Source organism: Leptospira ainazelensis, assembly GCF_016918785.1.
Taxonomy (GTDB): Bacteria; Spirochaetota; Leptospiria; order Leptospirales; family Leptospiraceae; genus Leptospira; species Leptospira ainazelensis.
Genome location: NZ_JAFFPT010000045.1, coordinates 247013 through 258478 on the forward strand (window position 1 = coordinate 247013; position 11466 = coordinate 258478).

The following is an 11466-nucleotide window of genomic DNA, read 5'->3' on the forward strand; positions in this document are numbered from 1 at the left end:
CGGAGTTTCTTCCGGAAGTTTTCCTTTGAAAATTCGGCTGGATCGTTTATTTTTTGAGTTCTTTTAGATATTGGATCAGTTCCGGAGAAACCTGAATCGGTCTCTTACGGTAAGTCTTCTTGTATTCTTTTTTAAATTCTTTGTGACAGGTTTTGCAGGATTGTTCGTAGTCTTTTGTCTTAAGAGCTTCTTGGGAGATTTCGGTCCACTTTGCCTTTTGTTCGTCCAGAGCGAAGTTCGGAAGTTCGGCCAAAATCTTTTCTATGTATTCCGGTTTTCCTTTTTTAGCGGCTTTGACCGCGAGTTTCGGATAATCTTCCATAAAGTCGTGGACCGTTGTTTCGATTTTACGTTCCGGTTGTGCGTTCAAGGAGAACGTAAGTAGCGCGGCTAACGCAAATAGTGAAAGAAGGGCTTTCGTTTGTTTCATTTAGGAATCCTTAAGTAGCGTCCTCTTGATGGATTTTATCGTATAAAATTCCATCCACAAGTAAGACAAGTTTTTGGGATTCAGGTTCCCCCTTTTTGTAAATTCTGTCAATCTAGTAGGGAAGCCGGACTCAATCCTTTTTCTTTTTGCAGGAGATCCTACTTTTTTGAACTTAAGAAAAGCTCAGAGTAAAACGCAGGAGATCCTACTTTTTTGAACTTAAGAAAAGCTCTAGATAAAACGCAGGAGATCCTACTTTTTGAACTTAGGAAAAGCTTAGATTAAAACGCAGGAGATCCTACTTTTTGAACTTAGGAAAAGCTTAGATTAAAACGCAGGAGATCCTACTTTTCCCCGCGGCAGAGATCGAGGCGGGGTCAATAAATTGCTTTTTGGAAAAAGGCTCCTCGTGCGAACGGATCCAATTTATTGACCGGAGCTGAGAGCTCGGTCCTGCAATTACGGTCGAATTTTCTGATAGAGAAAAACTTCAGGAGCCGCCCCGCGATCCCTAAATCGTATTCATTCTCAATCTAAGATTCGGTTCCATTCCCGATCGTAATATCTTACAAGGGCTTGGTTGTCCAATCGATTGATTTCTACGGGAATTTTCGACATGTCCGATGGAAAGATCTGTATCGATTTGAGTTCTTCCGAGTTTAAGAATCTAAGATCTTCGGGGAATTTTTCCTGAAACCGGATCGGTCTTTGCCCCGCGAGAACAAATCCCCATTCTCCAAAAGAAGGAACATAAACGTGCAATGGAAGCGTCTGAAATCCCAAGGACGAAATCGTTTTTTCGATACACCAATACGAAGAACGCGCGAACAGAGGAGACGTGGATTGTATTTCCAAAACGGAAGTTTCGTTCATTCTTCTTTTGAGTACGTGAAAGAATGCGGTCGTGTAGAGTTTTCCTAGCGAAAAATTACTAGGATCCGGAAAGTCTATGATTACGACGTCAAAGGTCTGATCGGATTCTTCCAGCCAGACAAACGCGTCCGTGTTGATCACTTTTACTTTTGGATTTTTTAAACTTCCCTCGTTGAGTTCTTTCAATACGGTGTGATCCGTAAAAAGATCCGTTACCGCTGGATCAAGATCGACTAACGTAATCGATTCTACTCCTTTGTGTTTGAGGATTTCCCTCACCGCTAATCCGTCTCCTCCGCCTAAGACCAAAACTTTTTTCGGCGACGGATGCGCCAAAACTGCGGGATGAACCAAGGTCTCGTGATATCTGTATTCGTCTCTGGAAGAAAACTGAAGATGTCCGTTTAAAAAAAGCCGTATTTCGTTTTTCCATCTTGTTACGATGATCCTCTGAAACTGGGATTGTTTCGAAAGAATGATTTCGTCTGTGTAAAGAGTCTCTTCGCTGTAATAAGTAATCAGGTCCGAAAACGAAAATCCTAGAACCAAAAGTGTGAGAACGATCACGGATTGAGCCCGGAGCATGAGCATTCTTGAATGTTTGAGCGGTAAAGCCCAGGTTCCCCAAAGGGCAACCGCAGCATTCAAAATTCCGAACAAAAAGCTGGTTCGGATCAATCCGAGTTTCGGCGCGAAGAAGATCGGAAATAAAATCGAAGCGAGTAGAGCTCCTACATAATCCAAACTCAATACCCGAGATACGAGTTCCTTGAATTGAAGTTCCTTTTTTAAAATTCTCAGCAAAACCGGAATTTCAAGACCGACTAGGATCCCCACCAAGATCACGAGTAAAAACAAAGGAATTTGAAAAAACCGAATTTGCCCGAAACTCAAATAAAGAATCGCAGCGCTAAAACCTCCCACGAGGCCGATTGCGAGTTCGATCTCTAAAAACTTAGAGATCAGATCCTTTTCCACATATTTGGAAAGCCAGGAACCCACCCCCATCGAAAAAAGATAGGTTCCTATGATCAATGAAAACTGTGTTACGGTTTCTCCTAGGAGATAGGAAGCGATCGTTCCGGCTAAAAGTTCGTAGACGAGGCCGCAGGAGGAGATGATGAGGACGGAAATATAAAGGGCTGTTTGCAAACGGTCTTACTTTCCTCCGGAATATCTCATAAAGTTCGTATAATGAGATCTATAAACTCCCGGATTTTCTCTTACGGTTTTGGGAACATTTTCGATTTCATCCACGTTGCTGGACCCGCCTCCAAACATGTTCGTGTATGTCAGATAACCCGTAAGTCCTACCGCGTAGAGAGGATATAAAAGTGGTTTTAGAAAATTCATAACATTTGTCCTTTGACGTTGTAAAGTTTTGGATCGATCGAGAATTCCTTTTTCACATTCTTTCCCCGCTTATCAATCATCGCTGGAAGAATAGGAATCGTCGTCGGAATCGTCCGAGCCATGATCCGGTGCAAAATCGCTATTCTCGTTTCGGGAAGCTTCAAAAGAAAAACTTCGAAACATGGAATAAGGAACGGGCAACCAGATTCCCAATAAAAAAAGAAGATAATAATAAGACTGATCCACGTCTCTTCGGATGCTGAAATGTGCGACCGTTCCCGTTCCTCTTGGAAAATCGGATTCCGATTCGATCCTAAGATAGTATTCTCCCGGAGGAACCTCTCCGATGATGACGTCCGCTGACTTATCACCCTCCGTCCAACTTTCTCCGTCGTCTACACCTTCGTAGTAGCTGACTTCCAAACCGGTGTCATAGGCGATATCGGTTTGAGTATTGATCAACGCTAAGGAATAGTAGATATAGTGATTGGAAAGATTGGGAACGTCCACCTTGATCTGAACGTTTTGTCTTGAGTTTCCTTCAAATTGAAAACTCTCGGTTACAAAAGAAAGGTCGGTCGTCCCACCCGGGGCCTGTTCTCGAACGTAGGGATAGTCTTTTGAAAAAACTTCTTTGTCCTGAGAACTCAGACAGAATCCGATCTGGATAACGAGCATGATCGCGGAAAGCCATACCGCGATTTTAACATTCCGTTTTCTTAATTTACTATAGGGGTTCGGCTGTGCCGTGCCGATTCCTTCCGGTTCCGGAAGCTCGGCGTCTCCATGGATCGATTTTTTGAGTTCGTCCACCGGAATGTATTCTCCGATAGACCAGAAAAGTTCGTTCGGAGTTTTTTCGGAAGAGAGCATTTTCGGCGGAGCGATAAAGTCCGCGAGTTCCGCCGTGTCTCCCGCGTGGATCTTATAGTAGAATTCTCCAAAAGCGAAGTCGGTCCCGGCGTTGGAAGAATTGAAAAGTCTGTATTCTTCTTTTTGAAACGTTTTTTTCGGCGGATAGGTTCCGATGATCGTTCTCGGAATAAAGGGAACCGGTTCGAATACGGTCCAGTGTCCGCTCGTTTCGTTTAACCAGTAGTAGCCCCCCGTAAAATGGAGAAGGTATTCCGTCCAAGGAAAAATTTGTCCGTCCGCATGAACCGATTTTTTGACCACTCCGAGGACTTCGCATTCTTTTCCTTTGAGGCTGAGTTTGGTTCCGGGGAGGAGATAGATTCTATCTTTGATGACTTCTTGAAATTTGGAAAGAATTTTGAGCTCGTCTTTGCTCGTATCCATCACGGTCCCGCAGTATTCGCAGGCGATGGATTTGGAGAAGTCCGGACTTCTTTGACTCAAGGACGCGCCGCAGCCGAGACATTGGATCGCCTTTGCTTCCTCCACTTTTTGAAACCCTTGGAAGGCTTTCGGATCTCGAAGATTGATAAAATCGATCTGATCGAAACTATAAACTTTTCCGCGGAAATAGAGGGGTGGTGTATGAGAATAATCTAATGTAGCAAACCAACCCTCGTCGTTTGCGAGATCCAAAAGAACGGAAGTGGTTCCCGATTCGAAACCGACGGGAAGTTCTCCCTCGCCTCCGACACAGGTAGCGACTCCGATTTCGCGGATCATCCAATGAGAATTTTCGAGTTGGAGGGTATCACCCGCTCTCAGGAGTTGTTTCGAAGTTTTGGAAGAGATAAAATAAACGTCCGGCGGAGTTTCCAGATCTCGGATCGGATCGTGTTCCGGAAAAATTTCGTTTTGAGAAGTGGGGCGGAGTTCGGTGATCATAAACTGGCCCTGCGCTTCCGCGAGCCAAATGGATTTACCCTCGTGAGAAATCGCGTGCCACTCGTTCCAGGTTCCGAGGCTGTACTGTTGTTGAATCCTTCCGACGACTTGAAACTGGATCCCGTCCTTTGTCTTCCCGGAGGTTCCTACTTGAATCGGAGAAAGATCCGGGACGAGTATTCCGGCTTTGCCGAGGCTCTCGAGGGATTGGTTCTTTTGAACGGTTAGAGTCTTACAGTTCGGACAGACTCCATAAATCGAAGCCTTGCTTTGAAAGGGGACGGGCGCGCCGCAGTTCGGACAACTCAGTTCTAACACAAGGATAGGTTGTATCTAGACAAGAATTCCCTGTCACGTGAATTTCTAAAATAGGAAACGGAAAAAATCAATTTGGGCGCGTGGGCGGGGAAGTTCCGAGAAGAGGAATTTACTTTTTCCAAGCGCCCACCGGGCTCTCGGCTCTTATCAACAAATTGAAACGGCCTTGGGAAAAAATATTTTCCGAAAGAAACAATTTGTTGATACCGCGTCGATCCCTCGCGCACGGTCGATCAACGTTTTGCTCTTCGACGATCCCGGAGATAGGCGGCGTCGACTTCTCCCAAGGGTTTTTCCAATTCTTCGAGAGCGGGTTCTTGCCAATAGGTATCGTAGAGATTTTCACCGGAGTAGGCGTGGAAATGATTGTCAAAATGGATTCTTGCGAACTCGTCTTTGCGGGAAAACATCGCCCTATTGATCTCGTTGAGGATTCCGAGAAAGTCTTCGCTTTCGGGGTCTGCCGGAAAATCGGAAAGATATTCCATGGAAAGTAGGATGACATACTTTCTGGATTGTTTCAGGAGTTTTAGAGATTCGTAAAGTAATTCCAATTTGATCGGTTGAAGATACGGTCTTGTGTTGTCCGCTATCAATTTTTTTTGTTCCGCGGACGCGAGTTCCCGATAAGCCATCTCAAGGTGTTTTTTAGGCCGGGCTTCCGTTCCTCGAATCGCTTGATAACCGAGAGAGGTCAGTTCACCACGAACGGTTTTTTTACTCGCCTCGACGACGTTCGAGTAGAGAATCACGAGTAAGTCCTGGGTTCGTTTGAGTTCGGCGTAGGATCTTTCCAGATCAAATTGAAAGTAGAGTTGGTTCGTTTCCACGTGGTGTTGGATGATTCTTTTGTAGAGGGCTTTGTCAGCTTCGGAACCGATGTTCGAAATCGAACTGTTCATCGATTTGATGAGAAACTCGTTTACCTTGAGCCCTTTTTCAACACGGACCAGATGAGTGGCCGCGCTACTCGCAAGATCCGCTGATATGGAAACGGGAATCCAAAGTAAAAGAGCGATCCCGATTCCCAAAACGAACTTCATACAACTAGTTTCGGGAAATGGAGGTCTCTAATTCAATGTGGTTTCCAATAATTGATAGTTCCAGTATTCGAGACTTATGTCCGCTACCCGACTTACAATCTGAATTCATTCTTTTGGAATTCTGAGCTCATAATTTAACCCCTTTTGAAAAAGAATCTCCGCCTTCATTTCAGATTATCTTTTACGATAAAATGAAAGGGGAAATAGAAGAAGAATCGATTCCGGGCAAAAAAAATAAAATCGGTTCCTTCTTTCTCTTTTTGGGATTGGGTTTGTATTTTCGGAAAGATAAAAATACATTCAAAATACTTAATTTTTTAAATGAGGTTCTATGATTCCAGCTCGAATCCGTTTTTTGGCGTTGATTTGTATTTTGTTTTTTCAGTTTTGTTCCACCACACAAAAGATACACCTTTTGTCGCAAGGGAACTTAGAAGGGAAAAAAATTCCGGAGGATATCCGAAGTCTTGCCGGGGAAATAAAAGAAGGCAAGGATTGCGGATTCTACTATAGCCTTGCAAAAGCATTTGAGAACGCGATTACGAATACAAAATACGATACGATTCTTGACGCGGAAGTCACACATACGACGGGGCCGTTTGCTCCTATGCACTGTATTCTTATCAAAGGTTTTGCTCTGAACAGCAACACAATTTCAAAGGAGAATTGAACATGAAACGAAGTCCGAAATTATTAGCCTATCTCCTTTCCATTTTTTTCCTGTGTTGTTCTCAAACTCCGAAAAAGATAAGTTATGTTATTTTAGAAAAACCGAACCGGCCGATCGAGACCGAGATTTCAAAATCGAAACAAGTTCAATTCGGCAAATATAGAATCGGTGTGGGCGGGCTTTTTCCGATCGGATTGAATTCTTATCTGAAGGAAGTTGAAACTTCTAATCCCATTCTGAGAAATGTGGAAATCGAGATGAAGTTTCCGTTCTGCATTTTACCTTTGATACCGTTTGTCTGTTTTGCGCGTTATGAGGTCATTGTCGAAGGAGAAATCTCCAAACGATAGAGGATTGGACGGATTCTAATTCGTCTCAAAAAACTGCGAGAGGTTTGTTGCTCTTCAAAGAAAGGTCAACAAATTTCCCGGCGGTAGAGATGGACTTTGATTCGAATCAATACGATCTTGTTTTATTTGTTTTGCTCGTGATTTCCTTCTGCGTGGGAATGTTTACGATCCTTTTTTCAAAGAATGAAAGTATCAATCGAGGAATTCTTCTACCAACTTTGTTTTCTCCAAATCAAAGCCTAAGAATTCCGTTCGATCTTTTAGAGTCTTTCGGCTTTGTTTCGCAAAAACAAAAATTCCGAGTAACATACAAAAAGAAAACCCTAAAAATCGGAGTCGTAATCTTATCCGAAAGTTTTCTACTTCTCTATAAAAATTTCGGAATTACCGACGAACTATTGATCGGCGTTATCAAGTTGGTGGTTTTTGCTTCGATCATAACGGGTCTTTGGGTCATCTTTGTTGAGTATAAGAATGATCCTTACGATCCAATCAACGGTCCTTTGGAAATCCCCGATTGGAAGATTACGGAATCTATTTGGGAGTTATTGAAAAAGGAGAAGATTCAAATCAAGGATTGGAATTCGTTTGCCGATTACTTTCCATTTTTCGCATATCTTTTGCCCTTCGAAAACTTCGATAAAGACAGTAACTTTTATTTTACTATGAGTTTTGAAGATCTATTTTGGATCAACGGATTTGATCAGGATGTTGTAGCTCGATTGTTACGAACCGTCAAACAATCAAAGGGATCGTTTTTTAAAATTCCGTTTCCAAAAAGGAAAAAGTCCGTAGCTAAAAATTCCAAAAGAAAACGGTAAACAAATCCTACTTCCATTCGTAGATCGCTTGGTAAAAGGGTAAGGTCTTTTTAAAACGAAATTCTTCTATCGGTTTAAATCCTTCCGCCTTTAAGATCGAAGCCGGATCTCTGTTGAGGTTACAACCCTGTGCAAAACGATTCCAAAATGGATTGAGAAGGTTTTGTAGAATTTGTCCGGCTTTTGAAGCTGCCTTCACGTGCTCGAGGATAAGAATTTTTCCGCCGCGTTTTAATCGGGATTTTGCAAATTGAATCGCGTAAACCGGGTCCGGGACGGTGCATAAAACGAGCGTAAAGATGATTGCGTCCATACTTTTCGGAGGAACTAAGGATTCTAATCCCGGATTCCCCAAACCGAGAACCTCCATTTTTATCCTCGGATGTCTTTTGGAATCGGACGAACTTTCCAAGGAACGAATTCTTTCCTTCGCCTTTTTCATCATAGAAGCTGAAGGTTCGATCGCGATCACGTCCGCTTTGGGAGAATAGATCGGAAAGTTGATTCCGGTTCCGCTTCCGATCTCGAGTATTTTTCCTTGTAAGGGTTGTATCAGGTGTTTTCTTTTTCGAAAGAGAACCGTTTTTTCGATTCTATTCATAAACCGGTCGTAAAAGCGCGCGAACATTCTCGCGTAAAAAGATTCGTTCTGGGGAGCGGGGATACTCGAAATCTTTTGGCTCGGAGTTTTTGTTTTTACCGTGCGGGCCGCGATTTTAGTTTTCTTTTTCGGAGTTTTCGATTTGGGTTTCATCGACTCGATTGTTTTCAGGAAATCGGATAGAATCAATCAAAAAATGGAATATTCCGAGAATTGAATTTGTTTTGTTCAGTTTAGCTTTTTTTCTTTTTCGAAAAACTTCTTATGAATGAGTTCTTGGATTTCGTTTCTATGATCGTCGGCGATGTTTACAAAGATGCTGTTCGCTTTTTTTCCCGAAGAACGGATGATCTCCGCTTCGAGTGTCATGTCTTTTCCGTTGATCCTCGCGTGAAGATGAATTCGATCCCCTTCGAACATCGTCATTCTCGAATCGAGAGCTACGCCGCCGGTTCCTATATCGAGAATCGTAACGGGATGTCTTTCCGATTTTCCTTTGATCGTCATTTCCGCGTCCAAGGTGATTTTAACGCGGGCATTCTTTCTTTTTTGAATCGCAGGATCTCTGTATTCGAAAGAATCGTCAAATAAGGACTTGGTGCCGGCCATATAAGTTCAACTATCCTAATACCGAAAAATCCGTCAAAGTCAAATTAAGAAACGTCGGATCCGGCGATTCACAAGGTTGTCCGTCCTGATACGCGACCGTCAAGAACTTCTCCGTTAATACGACTTCGGTTTTTGAAACCGTGTGCGCGTCTCTTCGGTGCATACAAGCGGAAAGGGCTCCTTTTTCGGGAATATGCGAAGTCAGAAAATTTTTTGATAAGAGTAAAAATTCTTCGGAGTTTGGAAGAATTTTCGGAAGGAAATGTTCTTTGAAAACCGACTCTCTCGAAACCTGGGCCTTAGGGCCTTGTGTAAACGAACTTCCCATGATTTGAAATGTTTCTTCGTTCGCCGTCACGGTTAAGTTTATGCCGTCCCAGATAAAAATATCGGTTTTTGCGAGAGTGATTCTTACCAATTTGAACGGATAAAAGTTAAGGAGGTCCTCTTTTTTAAGTTTGTCCGGATCGACTTCGCTTAACAAACAAGAACGAACGAGTAAACCCCTGCTTGTCGGGTTTCTCAAAAGTTTCAGAGTAGCTTCGTAAAAATTCAAAAGACAAAAAATTTCCCGAGAAGAGTTGACCCCGATCCATGTTCCGCCGTAATCCCCGTCCAAAGGTGCGATTGCGTAAACGGGTCCGTTCCCGATTTTTTGAGGAAGGGAGGAAGGTTTCCTTTTTACGGATTCGTCCCGATTAAAACCCAGGCCGAAAATCTTTGTTTCCCGATTTCTGTAGATGATCGCAGTGCACATAACGTTATTGGGGAGAAAGATAAAAATCGATTCTCCGATTTTTATCGGCTTCGTATTTTCCGGAACCCGGAATTAGAGGAAGGGTTTCACCGTAACCTCGAAACCGAATTCTTCCGAACGGAACGGATTTGGAAAAGAAATATTCGAAAGCGGTTCTGGAACGTTCTTCAGTCGTCGCTTGATTGACCTCTTCGTCGCCTTGGTGGGAAGAATGGGATTGAACTTCGATTTTGTATCCGGGGAATTCGTTTAACAAAGATCGGACTTTCCCCGGAAGGGACCACCACCTCGCTTCCACCTGCGATTCCGGAATCGAAATTCTAAGAGAATGATCCTCTTCTAACACCAGAATTCCGGTTTTAAACTCGGCGCCCTTTCCCTCAGATTCCCTTCCCAATACGTCCGTAAATTTCCATTCGAAATAAAAGTCGCTTAGAGAACCGACCCTAATTCCGGTTTCGTCCAAACCTTCCCAGGGAATTTCCTCGCAAGGAGAACCGTTGCCCGACCAGGTTTTTACCTTTTTTTTCAAATCCGTGTAAGGAGGTGTTTCGTATAACGTGATTTCCCAAGATTGAAGAGGAACGCCCTGCGCGTTGAGAAAAACTTTTAAGACGTCGTTTTTACCGTCGTTATCGGGAGTGAATTCTTTCGGAGAAACGGAAACCGAAAGATGAAAAGAATCTTTTGTGATTTGGAAAAAAGAAGGAATGGATTGATAACGTTCGTATCGACTATGAATTGTTAGTCGGTAATGATAAACTCCCGAGGAGATAAAGTCGCCCGCTTGATTTCGGAGATCCCACCTCCATTCGGAAGAAGGTTCACCCGTATCGCGGAGACGATAAACGCTTTTTTCTTCGTTTCCGTTTTTCTGAAAGATTTCGATTTCGTAAGAATCCGATTTGATTTTCGGAGAAATAGAAGAATGGAATCGAACCGAGTTCCTAAGACTTCCGGGAAGATAAGAATACAATTTGGAATCGGAAAACAGATCGATTCCGCCCGTTTCGTTTCGAATCGTCAAGTCGTTTAACAAAGTTGTGGATTCGTTTCTACCCTTATCAAATCCGATCAAACGATAGGAATAAATTCCGCTCGGAAGTTGTTTATTTGAAAAATCGGTTCCGTCCCAACTCAAGTTGGAAGGGACTTCTTTAAACTTCCACGAATAGGATTTTACGACCTTCCCTTGATTATCCAAAAATTCTCCGGTGAAGTTGTCTCCGAATTCTCCCGAAACTTTTTGCGAGATATTGATCTTGGATGTCGAACGGTCTCCGCCTAAAAAAAGAACTCTTGTTTTTGAGTTGAGTTCGGAGCTCGGAGAATGAGAGTCGAGAAGGATCGATTTCTCTTCGGATAAAAGATTCTCCTTATTCTCCGTCACCAATCTCAGTCTGTATTTGTATTCTCCATCGGGTAATAAAAATCCCTTAGAGTCGTCTCCGCTCCAGAGAATGGTTTCCGGAATCGTAATCTCCAACGGAGAAAGTTTATTCTCGTCTTGCAAAAATGGAAAAAGGGAGAATCCTTTTTTTCTTCTGTGATCGGCTCGAAACGTTTTTACTACATCGTCTCCTGCGTTTTTAACGATCAATTCCCAGTCGAACAAACGGGGAAGCGCGGATTTGGAAATTCTAAATTCTACCGTATCGTTTTTTCCGTCCCAATTGGGGGAGAATGATTCCGAACTCGTTTTGATAAAAGTGTCCGCGTTCAGGGAATAGGAAAAAAAGAAATAGAAAGCTACGATGAAAAGAATCCGGTTCCGCATTGCAGTACACTCTAATTTGGTACGTTTTTTTTCCTATGTTTTTTTAAGAATGGGTTCGTGAGTT

At 43.0% G+C, this 11466-nt stretch carries 12 protein-coding genes; 3 read left to right on the plus strand and 9 right to left on the minus strand.

Translation table 11 applies throughout. The annotated features are described in order from the left end of the window. Nucleotides 1-46: 46 nt before the first annotated feature. The 5 genes from JWG44_RS12280 to JWG44_RS12300 form a co-directional block, all read right to left on the minus strand. Nucleotides 47-430 carry a hypothetical protein gene (locus tag JWG44_RS12280; RefSeq protein ID WP_205275244.1) on the minus strand — a complete coding sequence of 128 codons (384 nt, stop codon included), beginning with the start codon at nucleotides 428-430 and terminating at the stop codon, nucleotides 47-49. Nucleotides 431-958: 528 nt separating this feature from the next. Beyond that, on the minus strand, nucleotides 959-2455 hold the full coding sequence (locus tag JWG44_RS12285; protein ID WP_205275245.1) for a polyamine aminopropyltransferase: 1497 nt from the start codon (nucleotides 2453-2455) through the stop codon (nucleotides 959-961). Nucleotides 2456-2461: 6 nt separating this feature from the next. Beyond that, nucleotides 2462-2656: a hypothetical protein gene (locus JWG44_RS12290; RefSeq protein ID WP_205275246.1), complete on the minus strand. Its 195-nt coding sequence runs from the start codon at nucleotides 2654-2656 to the stop codon at nucleotides 2462-2464. Between the two features lie 72 nt (nucleotides 2657-2728). Continuing rightward, nucleotides 2729-4774, minus strand: coding sequence for a DUF4178 domain-containing protein (locus JWG44_RS12295; protein WP_205275247.1), 2046 nt, complete (start codon nucleotides 4772-4774; stop codon nucleotides 2729-2731). 233 nt (nucleotides 4775-5007) lie between these two features. Beyond that, nucleotides 5008-5817: an adhesin OmpL37 family surface protein gene (locus JWG44_RS12300; RefSeq protein WP_205275248.1), complete on the minus strand. Its 810-nt coding sequence runs from the start codon at nucleotides 5815-5817 to the stop codon at nucleotides 5008-5010. Nucleotides 5818-6148: 331 nt separating this feature from the next. Between JWG44_RS12300 and JWG44_RS12305 the strand changes: the two genes are divergently transcribed. From JWG44_RS12305 to JWG44_RS12315, 3 genes are all read left to right on the plus strand, one after another. Next, nucleotides 6149-6487: a hypothetical protein gene (locus tag JWG44_RS12305; protein WP_205275249.1), complete on the plus strand. Its 339-nt coding sequence runs from the start codon at nucleotides 6149-6151 to the stop codon at nucleotides 6485-6487. A 2-nt stretch (nucleotides 6488-6489) separates the two neighbouring features. Next, nucleotides 6490-6837 (plus strand): LIC10260 family lipoprotein, encoded by a 348-nt coding sequence (locus tag JWG44_RS12310; RefSeq protein ID WP_205275250.1) that lies wholly within the window; start codon nucleotides 6490-6492, stop codon nucleotides 6835-6837. Nucleotides 6838-6926: 89 nt separating this feature from the next. Further along, the gene (locus JWG44_RS12315) at nucleotides 6927-7658 is read left to right on the plus strand and encodes a hypothetical protein (protein WP_205275251.1); all 732 of its coding nucleotides are present in this window, start codon (nucleotides 6927-6929) and stop codon (nucleotides 7656-7658) included. 7 nt (nucleotides 7659-7665) lie between these two features. Here the strand turns inward: JWG44_RS12315 and JWG44_RS12320 are convergent, their stop codons facing one another. The 4 genes from JWG44_RS12320 to JWG44_RS12335 all read right to left on the minus strand — a co-directional run bounded on the left by JWG44_RS12320 (nucleotide 7666) and on the right by JWG44_RS12335 (nucleotide 11402). Continuing rightward, nucleotides 7666-8412, minus strand: a complete 747-nt coding sequence (locus JWG44_RS12320; protein ID WP_205275252.1) for a class I SAM-dependent methyltransferase — start codon at nucleotides 8410-8412, stop codon at nucleotides 7666-7668. 75 nt (nucleotides 8413-8487) lie between these two features. Continuing rightward, entirely contained in the window at nucleotides 8488-8868 is a 381-nt protein-coding gene (locus tag JWG44_RS12325) for a PilZ domain-containing protein (RefSeq protein WP_205275253.1), read from the minus strand. Between the two features lie 10 nt (nucleotides 8869-8878). Then, nucleotides 8879-9625 carry an NRDE family protein gene (locus JWG44_RS12330; RefSeq protein WP_205275254.1) on the minus strand — a complete coding sequence of 249 codons (747 nt, stop codon included), beginning with the start codon at nucleotides 9623-9625 and terminating at the stop codon, nucleotides 8879-8881. A gap of 4 nt (nucleotides 9626-9629) precedes the next feature. Then, a complete protein-coding gene (locus JWG44_RS12335; RefSeq protein ID WP_205275255.1) occupies nucleotides 9630-11402 on the minus strand; it encodes an OmpA family protein in 1773 nt (590 codons plus the stop codon). Between the last annotated feature and the right edge of the window lie 64 nt (nucleotides 11403-11466).

What these genes read in the sequence shown, in the direction of transcription:
- JWG44_RS12325 (WP_205275253.1), bottom strand. Translation starts at nt 8,868, where the DNA reads ATGGCCGGCACCAAGTCCTTATTTGACGATTCTTTCGAATACAGAGAT.
- JWG44_RS12300 (WP_205275248.1), bottom strand. Translation starts at nt 5,817, where the DNA reads ATGAAGTTCGTTTTGGGAATCGGGATCGCTCTTTTACTTTGGATTCCC.
- JWG44_RS12290 (WP_205275246.1), bottom strand. Translation starts at nt 2,656, where the DNA reads ATGAATTTTCTAAAACCACTTTTATATCCTCTCTACGCGGTAGGACTT.
- JWG44_RS12335 (WP_205275255.1), bottom strand. Translation starts at nt 11,402, where the DNA reads ATGCGGAACCGGATTCTTTTCATCGTAGCTTTCTATTTCTTTTTTTCC.
- JWG44_RS12330 (WP_205275254.1), bottom strand. Translation starts at nt 9,625, where the DNA reads ATGTGCACTGCGATCATCTACAGAAATCGGGAAACAAAGATTTTCGGC.
- JWG44_RS12315 (WP_205275251.1), top strand. Translation starts at nt 6,927, where the DNA reads ATGGACTTTGATTCGAATCAATACGATCTTGTTTTATTTGTTTTGCTC.
- JWG44_RS12280 (WP_205275244.1), bottom strand. Translation starts at nt 430, where the DNA reads ATGAAACAAACGAAAGCCCTTCTTTCACTATTTGCGTTAGCCGCGCTA.
- JWG44_RS12305 (WP_205275249.1), top strand. Translation starts at nt 6,149, where the DNA reads ATGATTCCAGCTCGAATCCGTTTTTTGGCGTTGATTTGTATTTTGTTT.
- JWG44_RS12310 (WP_205275250.1), top strand. Translation starts at nt 6,490, where the DNA reads ATGAAACGAAGTCCGAAATTATTAGCCTATCTCCTTTCCATTTTTTTC.
- JWG44_RS12320 (WP_205275252.1), bottom strand. Translation starts at nt 8,412, where the DNA reads ATGAAACCCAAATCGAAAACTCCGAAAAAGAAAACTAAAATCGCGGCC.